12 protein-coding genes are annotated in these 21,272 nt (G+C 52.6%); 3 read left to right on the plus strand and 9 right to left on the minus strand.

The genetic code is table 11. From position 1 onward, the window contains the following. Nucleotides 1–18: 18 nt before the first annotated feature. The 4 genes from DW800_RS05925 to DW800_RS05940 are packed head-to-tail and all read right to left on the minus strand — an operon-like array spanning nt 19 to nt 4,792. Complete coding sequence (locus DW800_RS05925) at nt 19–1,122, minus strand: ABC transporter permease (RefSeq protein WP_008664442.1); 1,104 nt, start codon at nt 1,120–1,122, stop codon at nt 19–21. Nucleotides 1,123–1,169: 47 nt separating this feature from the next. Further along, nucleotides 1,170–2,627 (minus strand): ATP-binding cassette domain-containing protein, encoded by a 1,458-nt coding sequence (locus tag DW800_RS05930; RefSeq protein ID WP_016273870.1) that lies wholly within the window; start codon nt 2,625–2,627, stop codon nt 1,170–1,172. Further along, entirely contained in the window at nt 2,605–3,495 is an 891-nt protein-coding gene (locus tag DW800_RS05935) for an HlyD family secretion protein (RefSeq protein ID WP_009038348.1), read from the minus strand. The genes DW800_RS05930 and DW800_RS05935 overlap by 23 nt, the downstream gene beginning before the upstream one ends. A 34-nt stretch (nt 3,496–3,529) precedes the next feature. Then, on the minus strand, nt 3,530–4,792 hold the full coding sequence (locus tag DW800_RS05940; protein ID WP_035448616.1) for a TolC family protein: 1,263 nt from the start codon (nt 4,790–4,792) through the stop codon (nt 3,530–3,532). A 191-nt stretch (nt 4,793–4,983) separates the two neighbouring features. On the opposite strand from DW800_RS05940, the gene DW800_RS05945 reads away from it, so the two are divergent. Next, nucleotides 4,984–5,877, plus strand: coding sequence for a helix-turn-helix domain-containing protein (locus tag DW800_RS05945; protein WP_044468007.1), 894 nt, complete (start codon nt 4,984–4,986; stop codon nt 5,875–5,877). Nucleotides 5,878–5,879: 2 nt separating this feature from the next. Here DW800_RS05945 and DW800_RS05950 read toward each other — a convergent pair whose 3' ends face one another. The 5 genes from DW800_RS05950 to glmS all read right to left on the minus strand — a co-directional run bounded on the left by DW800_RS05950 (nt 5,880) and on the right by glmS (nt 14,879). Continuing rightward, nucleotides 5,880–6,428: a methylated-DNA--[protein]-cysteine S-methyltransferase gene (locus DW800_RS05950; protein WP_005827626.1), complete on the minus strand. Its 549-nt coding sequence runs from the start codon at nt 6,426–6,428 to the stop codon at nt 5,880–5,882. Nucleotides 6,429–6,465: 37 nt separating this feature from the next. Further along, nucleotides 6,466–9,702, minus strand: coding sequence for a carbamoyl-phosphate synthase (glutamine-hydrolyzing) large subunit (gene carB / locus DW800_RS05955; RefSeq protein WP_034529837.1), 3,237 nt, complete (start codon nt 9,700–9,702; stop codon nt 6,466–6,468). Nucleotides 9,703–9,919: 217 nt separating this feature from the next. Next, complete coding sequence (gene carA / locus DW800_RS05960; protein ID WP_117990779.1) at nt 9,920–10,996, minus strand: glutamine-hydrolyzing carbamoyl-phosphate synthase small subunit; 1,077 nt, start codon at nt 10,994–10,996, stop codon at nt 9,920–9,922. An 8-nt stretch (nt 10,997–11,004) separates the two neighbouring features. Beyond that, nucleotides 11,005–12,888: an amidophosphoribosyltransferase gene (locus tag DW800_RS05965; RefSeq protein WP_005837255.1), complete on the minus strand. Its 1,884-nt coding sequence runs from the start codon at nt 12,886–12,888 to the stop codon at nt 11,005–11,007. A gap of 146 nt (nt 12,889–13,034) precedes the next feature. Continuing rightward, on the minus strand, nt 13,035–14,879 hold the full coding sequence (gene glmS / locus DW800_RS05970; protein WP_055288634.1) for a glutamine--fructose-6-phosphate transaminase (isomerizing): 1,845 nt from the start codon (nt 14,877–14,879) through the stop codon (nt 13,035–13,037). A 365-nt stretch (nt 14,880–15,244) separates the two neighbouring features. Here glmS and gltB point away from each other — a divergent pair, with 365 nt between their 5' ends. Both gltB and DW800_RS05980 read left to right on the plus strand, forming a co-directional pair. Further along, nucleotides 15,245–19,798 carry a glutamate synthase large subunit gene (gene gltB, locus DW800_RS05975; RefSeq protein ID WP_373176924.1) on the plus strand — a complete coding sequence of 1,518 codons (4,554 nt, stop codon included), beginning with the start codon at nt 15,245–15,247 and terminating at the stop codon, nt 19,796–19,798. 84 nt (nt 19,799–19,882) lie between these two features. Beyond that, nucleotides 19,883–21,241 (plus strand): glutamate synthase subunit beta, encoded by a 1,359-nt coding sequence (locus DW800_RS05980; protein ID WP_035449289.1) that lies wholly within the window; start codon nt 19,883–19,885, stop codon nt 21,239–21,241. The last annotated feature ends 31 nt before the right edge of the window (nt 21,242–21,272 follow it).

Here is a 21,272-nt window from a genome sequence, read left to right on the forward strand (position 1 = left end):
AAAATTCATATCCGCTCTTTACTCAAGCCGATGCTTGAATTTCTTGAAACTCACCGTTATCAGCAATACCGCCATCGTGGCAAGTATGCCGACCTCCATCAGCACAAGCGAAACATCCACTCCCTCAATCATCAGCTTACGCACCGCCTGGATATACCAGCGTGCAGGAAGCACAGCTGAAATGGCCTGCAGGATAACGGGCATACTCTCAATGGGGAATATCATGCCCGAAAGCAACATGGTGGGCATCATCAGCATCAGTCCGGACACCAGCATGGCGGCAACCTGCGTCCGGGTGACCGTAGAAATCAGCAGCCCCAGCGCCAGGGAGACAAAGATGAATAGCAGCGACACCACCACCAGCCAGAACAAGCTGCCCGCCACGGGAACATCGAGCACATAGACCGAAAGCAGAAGAATGGTGGTCAAGTTGACAAACGACAGCACAAAATAGGGCACCGCCTTTGCCAGAATGATGAAAAGCGGTTTGACGGGAGAAACCAGCAGGACCTCCATCGTCCCCGTCTCCTTCTCGCGCACAATGGAGATGGAGGTCATCATGGCGCAAATCAGCATCAGAATAAGCCCCATGACACCCGGCACGAAGTTGTAGGCACTCTTCATCTGCGGATTGTACAGCAGCTTGAGCTGGGGTACGATGGCAGCGGCATGCACTCCCGGCAGAAGCATCTCCTGCCCGGCAGAGGAGATGATGTTTGCGGCATAGCCTGCCTGCATAGTCGCCATATTGGGGTCTGTGGCGTCGGAGACAAGCTGCACGCGCGCCTCGCCGGTATAAAGCTTGTCCGAGAAACGCTCGCTGAAAACAAGCGCCATGTCAATCTCCCCTCTTCCGAAAGAAGCCTCCATATCGGCGGGAGAATGCAGGCGGCGGATGACGGTGAAGTATTCGCTTGCATCCATGCGGTCGATGATACGGCGGGTAACTACGTCATTCGACGGGTCGAGCACCGCCACACGCACGTTCTTCACCTCGGTGGTGATGGCAAAACCGAAAAGGATTATCTGCACGATGGGCATGCCCAGCAGAATCAGCATCGTGCGCCGGTCGCGGAAGATATGGAAGAACTCTTTTCGGATGAAAGATATGAATTGTTTCATTGTCTATATTTATATTTAGGCTCGGATAATGCGGATTTCACGGATTTTCAGTCGGCGGTTCGCACGGCTTGACGAGCCAGTTGTTGGAATACATCGTCCATCGTAGTGGCATTGAACTGCCGTTTCAGCTCCCCGGGAGTGTCGAGTGCACGGATGACGCCGTCTACCATGATGGAGATGCGGTCGCAATACTCCGCCTCGTCCATAAAGTGGGTGGTGACAAAGACGGTGATGCCCTCGTCGGCAGCCTGGTAAATCAGCTCCCAGAACTGGCGGCGCGTGGCAGGGTCCACCCCACCCGTAGGCTCATCCAGAAAGACAATCTTGGGACGGTGGAAGATGGAGACGGAGAAGGCCAGCTTCTGCTTCCAGCCCAGCGGAAGGCTTTTCACCAGTGTATCCCGTTCCTTTTCCAGCCCGAGGCGGAGGAGCAGCTCATCCGTCTTGGGGGCAATCTCCGCTTCGGGGATGCCGTAGATACCGGCAAAGAGGCGGATATTCTCCCACACCTTGAGGTCTTCGTAAAGGGAAAATTTCTGGCTCATGTAGCCGATGTTCTTCTTCACTTCTTCGGGTTGGGAAGCCACATCGAAACCTGCCACACATGCCTTGCCGCCGGTGGGGCGGCTAAGTCCCGTAAGCATGCGCATGGCGGTGGTCTTGCCTGCCCCGTTGGCTCCCAGGAAACCGAAAATCTCGCCCCGATGGACTTGGAAGGAGATGTGGTCTACAGCGGTGAAATTACCGAACCGCTTGGTCAACCCTTCCACCTCAATCACCTTGTTTTCGTGGTTTTCCACCCGTTCGTGCTGCAAGCCCGGAGGGCAGAGGATGCCCGCAAAGCGTGTCAGGATACGGTCGGGGGTATCGATGCCTTTTATCTCTCCTTCGTTGATGAAGGCGATGCGGTCGCATTGGCGCGCTTCGTCGATGATGGGGGTGGAAGCAATGATGGTGATACCCTGCTCCTTCAGTCGGCGAAGCATTCCCCAGAATTCCTTGCGGGACACGGGGTCGACGCCCGTAGTGGGTTCGTCCAGAAAGAGGACATCCGGTTTATGGATAAGGGCACAGCTAAGGGCGAGTTTCTGCTTCATGCCGCCGGACAACGCTCCGGCGCGGCGCTTGCGGAAAGGTTCTATCTGCCGGTAAATGTCGCGCACCAAATCATAATTCTCCTCGATGGTGGTGTGGAAGACGGTGGCGAAGAAATTGAGATTCTCCTCCACCGTCAAGTCCGGATAGAGGGAGAAGCGTCCGGGCATATACCCCACCCGCCTGCGGATGGCTTTGTAGTCCTTCACCACATCCAGACCGCAGACCGAAGCCGAGCCTCCGTCGGCAAGCAGCAAAGTGGTGAGGATGCGGAAAAGCGATGTCTTGCCCGCACCGTCCGGCCCGATGATGCCGAAAAGCTCACCGGGAGCCACTGACAGAGAGACACCCCGCAGGGCTTCCACGCTGCCGTAACGTTTGGAGATATTAGTTAAAGTTACAGCCTCCATACATTCCTATTTTCAGCATCCCGTCATTCTTCACGGCAATCTTTACAGCATAGACCAGATTGGCGCGCTCGTCTTTCGTCAGGATAGTTTTTGGAGTGAACTCGGACGTATCGGAAATCCAGGTGACGATGCCGGGGTATTCTTTCCGCACTTCCTTTCCATAATCCGCATAAACCTTCACTTGCTGCCCCAGCTTGATTTCGGCAAGCTGCTCGGAGGTGATGTAGGCACGGAGGTAAATCTGCTCCATATCCGCCACTTTGAAAAGAGGGGTGCCGGGAGCAGCCAGTTCTCCGGCTTCGGCATATTGGGCAAGGACGGTTCCCGTCAGCGGAGAGGTGATGTGGCATTTGCGCAACTGGTCTTCTATCTGCGCCACCTGGATGCCGACAGAGGAACTTTGCCACGTCAGGCTCCGGTCACTGTTGCGCAGGGTGGAGTTCTGTGCGTCGAGCTGCTTGCGGAGGACTTCGAGAAGGGACTCGGCATCATCCAGTTGCTTCTGGTTGGCGGCACCCACACGGAGCAGGTTGGACACACGGTCGCGCTCGCGCCGTGCCTGCACAATCTGTTCCTGAGTGGCGGCTACTTGCTTCAGGATATCAGGCCGCTGGCCTTCCACGGACTTGACACTGGCCTCCAACTGGAGTTTCTTCAGATAGAGTTGGACGGTATCTATAATGCCTACCTCCTGCCCGTCTTTCAGTGTCGTGCCTTCCTCGATGTCGAAACTCAGCAATTTTCCAGACGCCTCGGCAGAAACGATGACTTCGGTAGCCTCGAACGTTCCCGTCGCATCATATTTCGGAGTACCGCCGGTACAGGCGGCAAGGAGAAATAAAAAAGGAAATAATTTCAATGATTTCATACTATTTCAAGTTATAAATTACGGATTATAGTCATTAATTGTTCAGCGTATATTTCAGCTGCCAGATGTTCATCAGCAACTGCACCTCATGCAATGCCTTGGTCTGTCGTGCCATACTTTCGTTGGTAATCTCCCGCAGCATATCGGTCACGGTCATTGTCCCGTTCTGCACCTTGGCCTCGGCTGCACGGCGGATATTCCCACGCAGACGGATAATCTCGTCATCATCCGCCATCTGGCGGCGCATGGATACAATGCCCGCATCCTGCTGCGTAGCCTGCAGGCGAATGTTGAAAAGGAACACATCCCGGCCGGTCTCTATCTGTTGGCGGGTATTGTCTATCCTGCGGCGGTCGTTCTTCAACGTATACAGACTGCCGAAATTCCAGGACATGCGCACCCCCGCCATGTAATAGGCGTTGAATTCATCTTTCAGCATATTCAATCCCGGATTGCCGTATGCCCCTTGTACAAAAAGGCCGAAACGCGGCATCAACCGGGTGTTCAAGGCTGCCTCCTGCTGGTGGAGTTGCTCTCCCTGCGCATCGTACCAACGAAGTTCGGGACGGTTGTTCATCTGCCGGTCTATGTTTTCTTCGGCAGCCGGTTTCAATAAAACCGTTTCGGAAGAGAGGTCCTTGCCCGTAAAGGCAGCAAGCATGCTGAGGTATGCACGGCGGGTGGTCTCCAATTCCACACGGTGCTGCCTGGTGTTCAGTTGCTCTACGCTGACTGCATCCAGGTCGCTCAGGGTGGCGATGCCATTGGCTATATAGTCGGCTACCTGCTTGTGGGTTCTTCCTAAATCTTCTTGCAAGAGGCTGTTCTGTTTCAGCTGTTCGTCCAACAGCAGGATGCCGAAAAAGAGCTGGTTCACCCGGTCAGTCAAGGCATACATGTCTACATGCTGTTTTTCCAGTTCCACTTCCGAGGCGGCACGCGTCAATCGTTTTCTGGAACGTATATCCCCACCATCCCAGAGGGTCTGCTGCACTTCGAGCATCACCTGGTACTGGTCTTTCGAAGCAGTCTTGATGTCGAGATTAGGGATTTCGACCGGTAGCCGGGTGATGTCACTCTGGTACGTGGCCTTGCCGGATAGGGAAAACTGGGGCAAGTAACCTTTTCCGGCATTGGAGAGGTCGTACCCGCGTGCCTTTTCTATCAGTCCGTATTGCCTGACCAACGGATAATTGTCTTGCGCCCGGCGCTGGCACTCTTCCAACGTGAGCTGGGCATGTGCCAGCATGGCGGCAAGAGAAAGGGTAAAAAAGAAAACGGTTCGTTTCATATCCATTCTGTTTCTTGTTTATTCTACATGGTTTTGTTCTATACACATGCAAAGATAAAGGCATAACCCTATAACCTTACAATCCATTTGTGCGCAAAGATGTTCTAATAGTACGACATTTCGTAGAAAAAGACAAATAATAGGAACACTTTATTATCTTTGCGGTGGAAATATACATTATTCATAAAGGGAAAGATATGGAAAAGAACAAACCGATAAGCGTCGCATTCGAGGACATCCGCAACAATCCGGATTTTATAGAACATTCCGAATACAGATTTATAAACGACGATTTGGGAATGGTCATCAGTTTTCAAGCAATGGGATTCAGGCTATTCCGCACCCAGCAACCTTATCGTGCCAAAGAAGGAAGGATTGTACGCATCATGCAAGGTAAGGGCCGAATCTCCATCAATCTTATCGAATATGAAGCTACAGCCCACGATATTATTATCATCCCTGACAATTCGCTGATAGAAATATCGGAAGTCAGTCCCGACTACGAATTCCAAGTCATCATGCCCACTGCCAATTTTCTGCCCGTACTACAGAATTCCATTCTTTCGGAAGCTTATACACGAAACGGAATCCGCCTTTCATGCAACAACGAGGAATGGGCACACATCAGCAGCTTCTTCTCTTTATTGTGGAATATACTACATTGTTTGCCCTACCGCCGCGGAGCTGTACAGCACTTGATTGTCTCACTTCTCTATAACCTTAAGTATATCCACGAGCACACATGCAAGTCAACTCCGGCACGCCTTTCACGCCAGGAAGAGCTATTCCGCCGCTTCATCGCTTTGGTGAACCAACACAGCAAGCACGAACGCAACGTCAACTTCTATGCCGACAAGCTATGCCTGACACCGCACTATCTGAGTTCGGTGATACGTGAAACAAGCGGACAAACCGTGATGCAATGGATTAATCAAGCAGTTATCCTCGAAGCCAAAGTATTGCTGAAACACAGTAATCTACTGGTGTTTCAAATATCAGACGAACTGAACTTTCCCAATCCGTCGTTCTTCTCGAAGTTCTTCAAACGTATGACGGGGATGACACCGGCGGAATACCAGAAACAAACCTGACCTCAAAACAGCTGTCCTATACGGGAGCCTGACGGTCCGTCGCAAGAGTCCGCTTCCAATGCCAGCATCCCTTGTTTGGCTGCCAGTCCACCGGCATAGCCTATCAGCGTATGGTTGCTGCCCACCACACGATGGCAGGGGATGAGTATGGAGAGGGCATTTGCCCCATTGGCAGCCGCCACCGCACGTACGGCTTTCGGATTGCCCAGCTTTCGTGAAAGCTCGCCGTAGGACACTGTTTTTCCGTAAGGGATGTTCTGCAACTCCTGCCACACCGTCCGCTGGAATTCTGTTCCGACTGCAAGCAGTGGAACATCGAATATGGTCCGCTTACAGGCAAAATACTCATCCAACTGAATGATTGCCCTTGCAATCACTTCCGAAGTGCCTTCCTCATAATCGGCATGCAGCGCCTGCCGTATGCGCTTATCAACGGTTACTCTACGTTTCTCGTTCAGCATCCAGTCGCATAGGCAGAGTTTATCGCCGAAAGAGCCGAGGAGCAACTCGCCATAAGGAGATTGATAGTATTGGGTCAAAATTGTTTCCATCGAACTTAGTTTTCAGCAAAGATAGCAAATTAAATTATCATTTGTACTCCGCCCACGACTTGATAGCCAAATCATCCGGCGTCATCGTGCAGAATGCATTGATGAACGCACTTGCCAGACGGGCATTCGTTATCAACGGAATATTGAGGTCGATGGCGGCACGGCGTATCTTGTAGCCGTTATCCAACTCGCCTGCGGTGAGGTTCTTCGGAATATTGACCACCATGTCTATCTCCTTGCGGTGCAGCATGTCGAGTGCCTGCGGCTGGCGTTCGGGTTCGCTGGGCCAGTAGACGCGCGTATTCTCCACACCGTTCTCCGTAAGGAAGTTGCTGGAACCACCCGTGGCAAATATCTTATACCCCTTCTTCTGAAGCATACGCGCGGCAGAAAGCATGTCCACTTTCTGCTTCGGAGTACCGGTAGAAAGCAGGATATTTTTCTCTGGAATACGATATCCCACGGAGAGCATCGCCTTGAGAATGGCGCAGGAAGTATCGCTGCCGATGCAACCCACCTCGCCCGTGCTTGCCATATCCACACCCAGTACCGGGTCGGCCTTCTGCAGACGGTTGAAGGAGAACTGGCTCGCCTTGATGCCTACGTAATCCAAATCGAACAGATTCTTGTCCGGCTTCTGTACCGGAATGCCGAGCATCACCTTCGTGGCAAGTTCAATAAGGTTTATCTTCAGCACCTTGCTGACAAACGGGAACGAACGGCTGGCACGGAGGTTGCACTCAATCACCTTGATGTCGTTCTCGCGTGCCAGATACTGGATATTGAACGGACCGGAGATGTTCAGCTCACGGGCAATCTCGCGGCTGATGCGCTTGATGCGGCGCACCGTCTCCACATACAACTTTTGTGGCGGGAACTGGATAGTGGCGTCACCGGAATGCACTCCGGCAAACTCGATATGCTCGCTGATGGCATATGCGATAATCTCTCCATCTTGCGCCACAGCATCCATCTCCACCTCCTTGGCATGCTCAATGAACTGGCTCACCACTACGGGATGTTTCTTGCTGACATTCGCCGCCAGCTTCAGGAAGCGTTCCAGCTCCTCCCGGTTGGAACAGACGTTCATCGCAGCGCCGGACAATACGTAGGAAGGACGGACCAATACCGGGAAGCCCACCTTATCCACAAAGGCGTTGATGTCCTCCAGGGAGGTCAGCGCCCGCCATTCGGGTTGGTCTACACCAATGCGGTCGAGCATGGCGGAGAACTTGTCACGGTCCTCGGCATTGTCGATGCTCCTGGCGCTTGTGCCGAGAATAGGTACCTTCTGCGCATCGAGGCGCAGGGCAAGGTTATTCGGTATCTGACCACCGGTAGAGACAATCACCCCGTGGGGATTCTCCAGTTCGAGAATATCCATCACGCGCTCGAAGGTGAGCTCGTCGAAGTAAAGACGGTCGCACATGTCATAGTCCGTAGACACGGTTTCGGGGTTGTAGTTTATCATGACACTGCGGTAGCCTTCCTGGCGGATGGTGTTCAGGGCCTGCACGCCGCACCAGTCGAACTCTACGGAAGAACCGATGCGGTAGGCGCCGGAGCCCAATACGACAATGGACTTGCGGTCGCCGAGGTAACGGACATCATTTGCCGTGCCACTATACGTTAGGTAGAGATAGTTGGTCTGTGCGGGATATTCGGCGGCAAGGGTATCTATCTGCTTCACTACGGGCAGAATGCCTGCACTCTTGCGGAAATTGCGGACGGCAAGGATGGCTTCTTCGCCGTCCATTGCTTGTTCCAAGCCGAGGGCACGGGCTATCTGGAAATCAGAGAAGCCTTGTACTTTGGCTTTACGCAACAAGTCCACGGGAATCATTGGCAACTCTCCATCAGCCATAAAAGAGTGCAGTTCCCTGCTGGTATCCATGATGTTCATCAACTTCTCCAGGAACCAACGGTCTATCTTGGTCAATTCGTGCACCTGGTCCACCGTATACCCGGCACGGAAGGCTTTGGAGATGACAAAGATACGTTTGTCGGTAGGTTCGCGCAGAGCCTTGTCCAAATCGGCAATCACCAGTTCCTTGTTCTCTACGAAGCCGTGCATGCCCTGGCCTATCATGCGAAGCCCCTTCTGGATGGCTTCCTCGAAAGTACGGCCGATAGCCATCACCTCGCCTACCGACTTCATGCTCGAACCCAGCTCTTTGTCCACCCCGTGGAACTTGCCCAAATCCCAACGCGGTATCTTGCAGACCACATAGTCCAGGGCGGGTTCGAAGAAAGCGCTTGTGGTCTTTGTCACAGAGTTGTTCAAGTCGAACAAGCCATAGCCCAAGCCGAGTTTTGCCGCTACAAACGCCAACGGATAACCCGTTGCTTTAGAGGCAAGTGCAGACGAACGGCTCAAGCGTGCATTTACCTCTATTACCCGGTAGTCCTCGCTCATCGGGTCGTAGGCATACTGCACGTTACACTCTCCCACAATGCCGATGTGACGGATAATGCGGATAGCAAGTTCACGCAATTTATGATAGTCCGTATTGCTCAACGTCTGTGACGGGGCAATAACGATGGACTCACCTGTATGGATGCCCAGGGGGTCGAAGTTCTCCATGTTGCAGACCGTGATGCAGTTGTCGAAGCGGTCGCGCACCACCTCGTATTCCACTTCCTTCCATCCCTTCAGCGATTTCTCCACCAGCACCTGCGGGGAGAAGGAGAAGGCTTTCTCCACCAGCACATTCAGCTCTTCTTCATTGTCGCAGAAGCCCGAACCCAGTCCGCCAAGCGCGTATGCGGCACGGACAATGACCGGGTATCCCAGTTCCCGGGCTGCGCGACGGGCATCCGCTGCATTCTCCACAGCTTCGCTCTTGATGGTCTTTACATCAATCTCATTCAGTTTCTGCACAAAGATTTCACGGTCCTCCGTGTCAATGATGGCCTGCACGGGAGTGCCGAGAACCGTCACGCCGTACTTCTCGAAAATCTTGTCTTTATAGAGGGAAACACCGCAGTTCAGTGCCGTCTGCCCACCAAAAGCAAGCATGATACCGTCCGGGCGCTCCTTCTCTATCACCTTCTCCACGAAGTAAGGAGTGACGGGCAGGAAGTAAATCTGGTCGGCAACTCCTTCCGAGGTCTGTACCGTGGCAATGTTCGGATTGATGAGAACCGTGTAGATGCCTTCCTCCTTCAATGCCTTGAGCGCCTGTGAACCGGAGTAGTCAAATTCTCCTGCCTCACCGATTTTCAGTGCACCGGAACCGAGCAGCAGGACTTTCTTTATATTGTTTTCTTTCATTTGCATATCTGTTTATTAAAAATGTAATAGTAGTAATAAAACCTTATCTTTCTCTTACCTTACACAATCAGTCACTAATTGAATGGCATTCAGTATAGGACTGAAAGGTATTCACTCTGGGACTGAATGACATTCAGTATGGGACTCATTATACCGTCTTTTACATACTGATTATCAAGAGATTACGTACGCAACCATTCTTGATAAAATTCTCTTACTAAAGCAACTTCACAAAGTCATCAAAAAGAAACTCCGTATCCGTCGGCCCGCTGGCAGCTTCGGGATGAAACTGTGCGGAGAACCAGGGATTGCATTTGTGGCGGATTCCTTCATTAGAACCATCGTTCATATTGATGAAAAGCGGTTCCCAGTCTTCTGTTAGCGTGTTGTTGTCTACGGCATACCCATGATTCTGTGAGGTGATGAAGCAACGTTCCGTACCCACCATACGCACCGGTTGGTTATGGCTGCGGTGGCCGTATTTCAATTTGTATATCTTGGCGCCCCCAGCTTTGGAAAGCAACTGGTTTCCCATACAGATGCCGAAGATGGGCAGTTTATCGTTCTGCATTGCCTTGCGGATATGCTGCACGGCAGCATCGCAGGTATCGGGGTCGCCAGGGCCGTTGGAGATGAACAATCCGTCGAACTCCATCCCAGTATAATCATAGTCCCAGGGAACGCGAATCACTTCCACGTCACGTTTCAGCAGGCAGCGGATGATGTTATGCTTGACGCCGCAATCCACAAGGAGCACTTTCTTCTTACCGGTTCCTTCGTTGTAACGGATAACCTCCTTGCAGCTAACTTTATCCACATAATTCACATCGGCATAAGAGGCCTCAGGCATTTCATCCGATTCATCATCAAAGGCGATACGTCCCATCATCACCCCATGCTCGCGAAGCACCTTTGTCAGTTCGCGGGTATCGATGCCCGTGATGCCCGGAATCTGTTCGCGTTTCAGCCAGTCACCGAGGCTTTCCACCGCATTCCAATGGCTATAATTTTCGCTATAATCGCTTACAATAATGGCTTCGGCATGGATATGCTCGCTCTCCATAAAAGTGGCAAGCCCATTCGGTTCGAGAGTAAAAGGCGGCACACCGTAATTGCCCACCAACGGATAGGTGAGCGTCATCAGCTGTCCGGCATACGAAGGGTCGGTCAGGCTTTCGGGATAACCCGTCATGGCTGTGTTGAAGACCACCTCTCCCGCTACCGGTTTTTCAAAGCCGAACGACTTGCCGTGGAAGCGGCTCCCGTCGTCGAGGATTAGAGTTACATTTCTCATTGATTCAATTAAAATTGATAAACTTGTTCTATATAATCAATAAATGCCTTGTTCAGCAGCTTCACACCGCCCGGCGTAGGATAATCGCCGCTGAAGTACCAGTCACCCGGATGCTTGGGGCAGGCCTCATGCAGCCCCTCGAGAGGCTGGTAGACAATCTGCACTTTGGCTTTCGTCCCTTTCGGAGTAAGAAGCTCCACCATCTTGGCAGAGATTTCCTCATCAGTGAAAGGAGCATAAATCTCCTTCACGTAATTCACCATCTGTTCTTTGGGCAGGCCTACCTGCTCCTTGGACTTGCGGTAGGCGGCGGCAATTACATCGCGCATCTCGCGCTCCTTCAGCAGTTCCACAGCAGCCTTGAAGGCGATGAATTCGCTCATCTTAGCCATATCGATGCCGTAGTAGTCGGGATAGCGTACCTGCGGTGAAGAGCTTACAATGACTATCTTCTTTGGCTCCAGACGGTCAAGGATGCCGATGATGCTCTGCTTCAGGGTGGTTCCACGCACTATCGAGTCGTCGATGATGACCAGATTATCCACTCCCGGGACAAGGCTTCCGTAAGTGATGTCGTACACATGGGCGGCAAGGTCGTTCCGGCTGTTTCCTTCGGCAATGAAGGTACGCAGCTTGATGTCCTTGATGGCCACTTTCTCGCTCCGTATGCGCCGCGACAAGATATGCTCCAGTTCGTCGTGGCTGGGACTATGCCCCAAGGCGGCAATCTGCTGCACCTTCTCCTCGTTGAGGTAGTCGTCCAATCCCTGCAACATACCGTAGAAGGCGACTTCCGCCGTATTGGGGATGAAGGAGAAGACGGTATGGTCCACATCGTTGTCGATGGCTTTCAATATGTTGGGTACAAGTTTCTCACCCAGCAGTTTACGTTCCCGGTAAATGTCCACATCACTGCCCCGGCTGAAGTAGATGCGCTCGAAGGAACAAGGTTTCACCTCGCGCGGCTTGTTGATTTGCACGGTGCGCACCTTGCCGGCCTTGTTGATAAACATGGCTTGTCCGGGTTGCAGCTCCTTGATGGATTCGACAGGAACATTAAGGGCTGTCTGTATCACGGGACGTTCGCTGGCAAGCACCGCTATCTCGTCGTCCTGATACCAGAAGGCTGTACGGATGCCCCATGGGTCGCGTACGGCAAAAGTCTCTCCGCTTCCGGTAAGTCCGCACATCACGTATCCCCCGTCCCACTCCTTGCTCGAAGTGCGCAGTACGTTGGCAAGGTCGATGTGGTTTTCTATATAACGGGTGATGTCCATGCCTGCCAGCCCTTCCGCTTCGGCAAGGTTGAAGAGGCGCTCCACTTCGCGGTCGAGGCGATGTCCCAACTGCTCCAGCATGATGTAGGTATCGGCATATTTGCGCGGATGCTGGCCGATGGCGGTAATGCGTGCGAAGATTTCATCCACATTCGTCATGTTGAAGTTGCCGCAGAGGGCAAGATTCTTGGCACGCCAGTTGTTTCTCCGGAGGAACGGGTGCACGTACGAGATGCCGGACTTTCCGGTAGTGGAGTAACGCAGGTGTCCCATATAGACCTCCCCTGCAAAGGGCAGCACACGCTTGGCATAGTCCGCATCATGCAGCTGTTCCTTGGTCAAGTCCTTGAAGTGACCCTGCACCGTACCGAAAATTTCGGTAATGGCGCCCGAGCCGAGAGCACGCTCACGGAACATATATTCCTCGCCGGGACTGGCTTCCAGTTTCACGCAGGCCAGTCCGGCACCTTCCTGCCCACGGTTGTGTTGTTTCTCCATCAGGAGATAGAGCTTGTTGAGTCCGTACATCCATGTTCCGTACTTCTCTTCATAGTACTCCAGCGGTTTCAGCAGGCGTATCATGGCGACGCCGCATTCATGCTTCAGTTGTTCCATCTATCTATTTACAATTTACCATTTACAATGTACAATTTTAAGTGTACAATTTTCTTTTCCTTATTATAGCATACAATTACCATTTACATTTACCCCTCCCAAGCGCAGCCCCATTGTACATTGTAAATGGTAAATTGTACATGTCCTCATTCTACAGTCACCGACTTCGCAAGATTCCTCGGCTGGTCCACATCCATTCCCTTGCACACGGCAATGTGATAGGCAAGCAGTTGCAAAGGTACCGTAGTTATTAACGGATCAAGGCACTCCATTGTTTCGGGAAGCTCGATACAAGTGTCGGCTATTTTACTGATGACCGTATCTCCCTTTGTCACAATGGCGATAACCCTGCCTTTACGCGCCTTTATTTCCTGGATATTGCTCAGCACCTTTTCATAAAGCCCATTCCGGGTGGCAATGACCACTACCGGCATTTCGGCATCCACCAGAGCAATGGGGCCGTGCTTCATTTCGGCGGCAGGATAGCCTTCGGCATGGATATACGAAATCTCCTTCAACTTCAAGGCGCCTTCCAAGGCTACGGGATAACTGTATCCGCGTCCCAGATAGATAAAGTTGTGTGCATAGGTGAATATCTTGGAAAGTTCCGCTATACGGTCGTTCAGTTTCAAGACCTCCTTCATCTTGTCGGGGATATGTCCCAATTCCTTGACAATTGCCAGGTATTGCCCTTCGTCCATCGTCTTTTTCTCTTTGGCAAGTGTCAGGGCCAGCATGGTAAGCACCGTTACCTGCCCGGTGAAGGCTTTGGTGGATGCCACCCCTATTTCCGGTCCCACGTGGATATAGGAACCCGTGTGCGTGGCACGGGGAATGCTGGAACCGACGGCATTGCAGATGCCGTATATAAATGCCCCACGGTTTCTGGCAAGCTCCACGGCAGCCAGCGTATCGGCCGTTTCACCGCTTTGCGAGATGGCAATCACCACATCGTTGCTGTCAATCACCGGGTCGCGGTAACGGAACTCACTGGCATACTCCACCTCCACCGGAATACGGCAGAAGCTTTCAATCAAATGCTTGCCGATGAGGGCGGCATGCCATGACGTACCGCATGCCACGATGACGAAGCGTTTGGCCGCCAGCAGACGTTCCTTATAATCAATCACTGCAGAAAGAACCACGTTCGTACCCTCCACATTGATACGCCCGCGCATGCAGTCGTGAATGCAGCCGGGCTGTTCGAAGATTTCCTTCAGCATGAAGTGCGGATAACCGCCCTTCTCCAGCTGGCCGAGATTGAGCGCTACCGTCTTTACCTCGTGCGGACATTCCACATTCTTCAGGTTAACAACCTTCAGCTTCTCTCCCCGACGGATGAGGGCAATCTCTTCGTCTTCCAGATACACCACCTTATCCGTGTATTCCACAATCGGCGTGGCATCCGAAGCCAGGAAAAACTCTCCTTCACCGATGCCCACCACCAGCGGACTGCTCTTGCGTGCAGCGATTATCCCATCCGGATTGTCCTTGTCGAGCACCGCAATGGCATACGCCCCAATCACTTCCTGCAAGGCAAGTTGCACCGCCGTCAGCAGGTCAATATGGTTTGTCACCTGAATGTATTCAATGAGCTGTACCAGCACCTCGGTATCAGTGCTGCTTTTAAATACATAACCTTTGGCTTGAAGTTTTTCTTTAAGGACGGCGTAGTTTTCAATAATGCCGTTATGGATGAGGGCGAGGCGTTCGGAAGAGGAATAATGGGGATGGGCATTGACGGAACAAGGTTCTCCATGAGTGGCCCAACGTGTATGTGCAATACCAATGCTACCGGAAATATCTTTTTGAGCAACGAAAGTTTCAAGTTCCGAAACCTTACCTTTCGCTTTGTACACGTTCAACTGTCGGTTATCACTGATTAATGCTACCCCCGCACTATCATATCCACGGTACTCCAACCGCTTCAGACCCTTGATAAGAATGGGGTAGGCTTTCCTTTGACCTATATAGCCTACTATTCCACACATAATGTATCAGTATTTGATTTTGCGTTGCAAATATACATATTCTTAAGAACATAAAGTTAATCTTTCCACTATTTATTTATCAAAAGAATAGAAAAAAGTTGTTTTTACATCAAAAAGTTAAAGAAAGTATTATTTTAAAAGCAAAAGGCTCAATTTATAAATCCAAATCAAACCGTCTGATTTTGATTTAGGATTAAAAGAAAACAGAGGGTGTTTTCTATCAATTCATAACTTCATCTTCTATCGCAGGAATTTTGCAAGAAAGAAGGCAGGAATACATATTAGCATTTTGCAATTAATACCATATATTTGCCGAACATTTTGAAACCACAAACAATATTATACAGCAATAAAGAAAGCTTATAATCATGAAACAAGAACTTTTTAACAACAAAACAAAAGCAGAGGATTACCAGCGACAGCCCAAACAGTTGGGCTTGTATGAGGCATCCCATGAGCACGATGCCTGCGGAGTAGGCATGCTGGTCAATATCCAGGGAGGAAAATCACATGAACTGGTAGAATCGGCATTGAAGGTACTGGAAAACATGCGCCACCGTGGAGCGGAAGGGGCGGACAACAAAACCGGAGACGGTGCCGGCATCATGCTGCAGATACCGCACGAATTCATTCTGTTGCAGGGCATTCCCGTTCCCGAGAAAGGAAAATACGGCACCGGCCTGCTTTTCCTTCCCAAAGACGGAAAAGACCAGGCTGCCATCTTGAGCGTCATTATCGAAGAGATTGAAAAGGATGGATTGACCCTGATGCATCTGCGCAATGTGCCCACTTGCCCCGAAATATTGGGAGAAGCGGCTCTTGCCAACGAACCGGACATCAAGCAAATCTTCATCACCGGATTTACGGAAAGCGAAACCGCTGACCGCCGACTCTATATAATAAGGAAAAGGATAGAGAACAGAATACGCAAGTCGGACATCCCCACCCGCGAGGATTTCTACATCGTCTCGCTCTCTACGAAGAACATCGTCTACAAAGGCATGCTCTCTTCCTTGCAGTTGCGCAACTACTTCCCCGACCTCACCAACAGCTACTTCACCAGCGGACTGGCATTGGTGCACTCCCGTTTCAGCACCAACACTTTCCCCACCTGGGGACTGGCACAGCCTTTCCGCCTGCTGGCACACAACGGCGAAATCAATACCATCCGCGGCAACCGCGGCTGGATGGAAGCCCGTGAGAGTGTACTCTCCTCTCCCGCCTTGGGAGACATCCGGGAGATACGCCCCATCGTGCAACCGGGCATGAGCGACAGTGCCTCGCTGGACAATGTACTCGAGTTTCTCCTCATGTCAGGCCTGAGCCTGCCCCATGCCATGGCCATGCTTGTGCCGGAATCTTTCAACGAAAAGAATCCCATCAGCGAAGATTTGAAAGCTTTCTATGAATACCACTCCATCCTGATGGAGCCGTGGGACGGACCGGCGGCACTGCTTTTCAGCGACGGGCGCTATGCAGGCGGCATGCTCGACAGGAACGGACTGCGCCCTGCACGCTACCTGATTACGCAGGGCGGCATGATGGTAGTGGCCAGCGAAGTCGGCGTGATGGATTTCGAGCCGGGAGACATCAAGGAAAAAGGACGTCTGCAACCGGGCAAGATACTGCTTATAGACACCGAGAAAGGCGAAATATATTATGACGGCGAACTGAAGAAACAACTTGCCGAAGCCAAACCATACCGCACTTGGCTGGCCGGCAACCGCATCGAGCTGGACGAACTGAAAAGCGGTCGCAAAGTCTCCCATAGCGTGGAGAACTACGACAGCATGCTGCGCATCTTCGGCTACTCCAAAGAAGACGTGGAACGGCTGATTGTCCCGATGTGTACCACCGGTGCCGAACCCATCAACTCCATGGGCAATGACACCCCGCTGGCAGTACTCTCGGACAAGCCGCAACTACTGTACAACTATTTCCGCCAGCAGTTTGCCCAAGTCACCAACCCTCCTATCGACCCGATACGCGAAGAACTGGTAATGTCGCTGACCGAATACATCGGAGCCGTAGGCATGAACATACTGACACCCAGCGAAAACCATTGCAAGATGGTGAGGTTGAACCATCCCATCCTGAACAACGCCCAGCTGGATATTCTCTGCAACATCCGGTACAAAGGCTTCAAGACCGTGAAACTGCCCCTGCTCTTCGAAGTGGCAAAAGGGTGCCAGGGATTGCAGGAAGCATTGGCAACCCTCTGCAAGCAGGCGGAAGAATCCGTCAACGAAGGAGTGAACTACATCGTGCTTTCCGACCGCGACGTAGACGCCGCCCATGCCGCCATTCCGTCACTGCTTGCCGTGTCGGCGGTACACCACCATCTTATCTCCGTGGGCAAACGGGTGCAGACGGCACTGATTGTAGAAAGCGGCGAAATCCGCGAAGTGATGCACGCCGCACTGCTGCTGGGCTTCGGAGCCAGCGCACTGAATCCGTATATGGCTTTTGCCGTCATCGACAAACTGGTGAACGAAAAGGAAATACAGCTCGATTACGCCACTGCCGAAAAGAAATATATCAAGTCCGTCTGCAAAGGCTTGTTCAAGATTATGAGCAAGATGGGCATCAGCACCATCCGTTCTTACCGGGGCGCGAAAATTTTCGAGGCCGTAGGACTGAGCGAGGAGTTGAGCAATGCCTACTTTGGCGGACTGAGTTCACGCATCGGAGGCATACGCCTGGATGAAGTGGCACGCGACGCCATCGCCTTCCACAAGGAAGGGATGGAGGTTCTTAAAAAGAAGGGGGAAGCGGAGCTATTGCCGAACCGCGGACTGTATGCCTTCCGCAAGGATGGTGAGAAGCACGCCTGGAACCCGGAAACCATCAGCACACTGCAACTTGCCACACGCCTGGGAAGCTATAAGAAATTCAAGGAGTTCACTGCCATGGTAGACAGTAAGGAATCTCCCATCTTCCTGCGCGATTTCCTCGACTTCCGCCGCGCTCCTATCAGCATAGACCGGGTGGAACCGGTAGAAAACATCGTACAGCGCTTTGTCACCGGCGCCATGTCCTACGGCTCCATCAGCCGCGAAGCCCACGAAGCCATGGCTATTGCCATGAACAAGCTGCATGGCCGGAGCAATACGGGCGAAGGAGGCGAAGACCGGGCACGCTTCATGCCGCGCGAAGACGGCACCAGTCTGCGCAGCGCCATCAAGCAGGTGGCCTCAGGACGTTTCGGTGTCACCGCAGAATATCTGGTGAATGCGGACGAAATACAGATAAAGATTGCCCAAGGCGCCAAGCCGGGCGAAGGTGGGCAGCTGCCGGGCTTCAAAGTGGATGAAGTGATTGCCAAGACACGCCACTCCATTCCGGGCATCTCGCTGATTTCCCCCCCACCCCACCACGACATTTACTCCATCGAAGACCTGGCACAGCTCATCTTCGACCTAAAGAACGTGAACCCACGGGCAAAAATCAGCGTGAAGCTGGTGGCAGAAAGCGGTGTGGGCACCATTGCCGCCGGTGTGGCAAAGGCAAAGGCCGATTTGATAGTCATCTCGGGTGCAGAGGGCGGTACGGGAGCCTCTCCTGCATCATCCATCCGCTATGCCGGCATCTCGCCCGAACTCGGTTTGAGCGAAACGCAACAGACACTGGTGCTGAACGGCCTGCGCGGACAAGTGATGCTGCAAGTGGACGGACAGCTCAAAACAGGCCGTGACATCATACTGATGGCAATGCTCGGAGCCGAAGAATTCGGTTTCGCCACCAGTGCCCTGATTGTACTGGGTTGCGTAATGATGCGCAAATGTCACCAGAACACCTGCCCCGTAGGGGTGGCGACACAGAACGAAGAACTGCGCAAACGCTTCCGCGGACGCAGCGAGTATCTGGTGAACTTCTTCACGTTCCTGGCGCAGGAAGTACGCGAATACCTGGCGGAAATCGGTGTGGAACGCCTGGATGACATCATTGGACGCACAGACCTTATCGTCCGCAAGCCGGATGACGGAATCAGGAAACATCAGTTGATAAGCTTCGACAAACTACTGGCACGCGTAGACAATGAAGCCGCCATCCGCCACGTCACCGACCAACAGCATGGCATCGACCATGTGAAAGATGTAGAGATGCTACATGCCGCCGCCGAAGCCGTAGAAAACCAGAAGGAAATCTCGCTGGAGTACACCATCGCCAATACCGACCGTGCCTGCGGCGCCATGCTCTCTGGTGTCATTGCCGCAAAATACGGAGAAAAAGGGCTGCCCGAACATACGCTGAACGTGAAGTTCAAAGGCTCCGCCGGGCAGAGTTTCGGGGCATTCCTTGTCCCGGGTGTCAACTTCAAGCTGGAAGGCGAGGCCAACGATTATCTGGGCAAAGGTCTGAGTGGCGGACGCATCGCCGTCCTGCCCCCGGTACGGAGCAACTTCGAGGCGGAGAAAAACACGATTGCAGGCAACACCCTGCTTTATGGCGCCACAAGCGGTGAAGTTTACATCAACGGCCGTGCAGGCGAGCGCTTTGCCGTCCGCAACTCCGGTGCCACAGCCGTAGTGGAGGGTGTAGGCGACCACTGCTGCGAGTATATGACCGGCGGGCGCGTGGTAGTACTCGGACAGACGGGACGCAACTTTGCCGCAGGCATGTCCGGCGGTGTGGCCTACGTATGGAACCGGGACGGCAACTTCGACTATTTCTGCAACATGGAAATGGTAGAACTGAGCCTCATCGAAGAGGCCTCCTACCGCAAGGAACTGCACGAGCTCATCCGCCAGCACTACCTGTACACCGGTTCCAAACTGGCACGCACCATGCTCGATGACTGGCCACGCTATGCCGACCAGTTCATCCAGGTAGTCCCTATCGAATACAAAAAAGTGCTGCAAGAGGAGCAGATGCAGAAATTGCAACAGAAGATTGCAGAAATGCAACGCGATTATTGAATCGCGAATTAATAATGAAAGAATGAAAGACTGAGGAAATTCCCCTTTCATTCTTTAATTCTTTAACTTTTTAATTTGTTCATCATGGGAGATCCAAAAGCATTCCTCAATATCCCCCGCCAAGAGGCGGGTTACCGTCCGATACACGAACGTATCACAGACTTCAGCCAAGTGGAACAGACACTGAACAGCCACGACCGCAAACTCCAGGCCTCGCGCTGTATGGACTGCGGCGTACCCTTCTGCCACTGGGCATGTCCGCTGGGCAATAAAGACCCGGAATTCCAAGACGCGCTCTACCGGGGCAAATGGCGCGAAGCCTATCAAATACTGAACAGTACGAATGATTTTCCGGAATTTACGGGACGCATCTGCCCTGCCCTTTGCGAGAAGTCGTGCGTACTGAAACTCTCGTGCAACGAACCGGTCACTATCCGCGAGAACGAAGCCGCCATCGCCGAGGCTGCTTTTCGCGAGGGCTACATCACCCCCCTCCAGCCCGAACGCAACGGAAAGAAAGTAGCCGTCATCGGCGCCGGCCCTGCCGGATTGAGCGTTGCCGTACGGCTGAACGCCAAAGGTTACGAAGTTACCCTATTCGATAGCAAACCGATGCCGGGAGGACTGCTGCGCTATGGCATCCCCAACTTCAAGCTGGACAAAGCCGTCATCGACCGCCGCATGAAAATCCTCGAGGCCGAAGGAATCTTGTTCAAGATGGGAGTCCATGTCGATGTACAGAAACTGCCTGCCGGATTTGATGCCTACGCCATTTGTACCGGTACGCCCACCGCCCGCGACCTCTCCATTCCGGGCAGGGAGCTGAAAGGCATCTACTTTGCCCTCGACATGCTGGCACAGCAGAACCATATTCTGGATGGAGATACCTTCCCGAAAGACCAACTCGTCAACGCCCGCGGCAAACGGGTACTCGTCATCGGCGGCGGCGATACCGGGTCTGACTGTATAGGCACCAGCATTCGCCAGGGAGCCGTCAGCGTAACCCAGATTGAAATCATGCCCCAACCGCCCATAGGACACAACCCGGATACTCCCTGGCCGCAATGGCCCGTCGTACTGAAAACCACCAGCAGCCACGAAGAAGGCTGTACCCGTCGATGGTCCCTCGCCTCTACCCGGTTCATCGGGAAGAATGGCAAGGTATGCGGTGTGGAAGTGGAAGAAGTGGAGTGGCTTCCGGCAACAGACGGTAACCGCCCTACCATGAAATCTACGGGTAAGAAAGAGGTCATCGAAGCCGATATGGTGCTTCTTGCCATGGGTTTCCTCAAGCCCGAGCAACCGAAGTTTGCAGAGAACGTATTCGTGGCAGGCGATGCCGCCCACGGCGCCAGCCTCGTAGTACGTGCCTTGGCCGACGGACGACGAGTGGCAACAGAAATAGACCGTTACCTCGAACCTCTAAAAGAAAACAAGAAATGATTTCCCTTTCTTTAATTTTTAACCTTTAATT

The organism is Bacteroides sp. AM32-11AC, assembly GCF_003603515.1.
Lineage (GTDB): Bacteria > Bacteroidota > Bacteroidia > Bacteroidales > Bacteroidaceae > Bacteroides > Bacteroides uniformis.